Annotated in this window: 1 pseudogene; it reads right to left on the bottom strand. The window is 38.6% G+C overall.

Annotated features, from left to right (window positions below):
• Positions 1-321 (bottom strand): annotated as a pseudogene (locus tag AC1DUA_RS40065) (GNAT family N-acetyltransferase); the annotation flags it as partial.
• Positions 322-594: the final 273 nt, after the last annotated feature.

The raw sequence follows: 594 nt of genomic DNA, 5'->3' as shown, positions 1-594 counted from the left end.
GAGTGATGCTTTGGCATGGCCTTTTCCTTGATCCGCGTAATTAATTGAAAAGGCACGAAGCACGAGGGAATTCGGATTGCCCGAATAGTCAAATCGTTCTTTGCCGTCATACAGGATGAAAAATCCTACCGGCTTTTCATTCGAAACGATAACAACAGGGAAGCGATTTATATCCTCCAAAGCGATTTGAAGCATTTCATTTGGCATGCCAGTGAACTGTTTTTGATCTTCAGGTAAGTGAAACGATTCCAAAGCAGTTTTATGTTCAGATTCATAAAAAACAATCTCAGTATGCTGGTTTGTATGCAAATATTTGCTCATTGTACCCTCCAATAAAGTAACGTAAATCAATACATTTGATATCTATTGTACTAGATATGGCCCAAGAAAAAAGAGAAAAATTGTGCCTGCCAAAGTCCCCTTTTAATCCGAAAATAAATTCACGCCCACCACAGGTTTCTGTACTTTTCACTGGAATAGTCAGATATGTATTAGCAGTAGGTAAAAAGGAGGGGGATTCATGCTAGAGGAGTATGAGTTTATCTTAAGTTTGAAGATGATGGAGTTCGAAATTAGGCAAATAACCGCGTATAC

Source organism: Paenibacillus sp. 01T422 (assembly GCF_056398785.1).
This window is presented reverse-complemented; position numbering and strand designations above follow the sequence as displayed.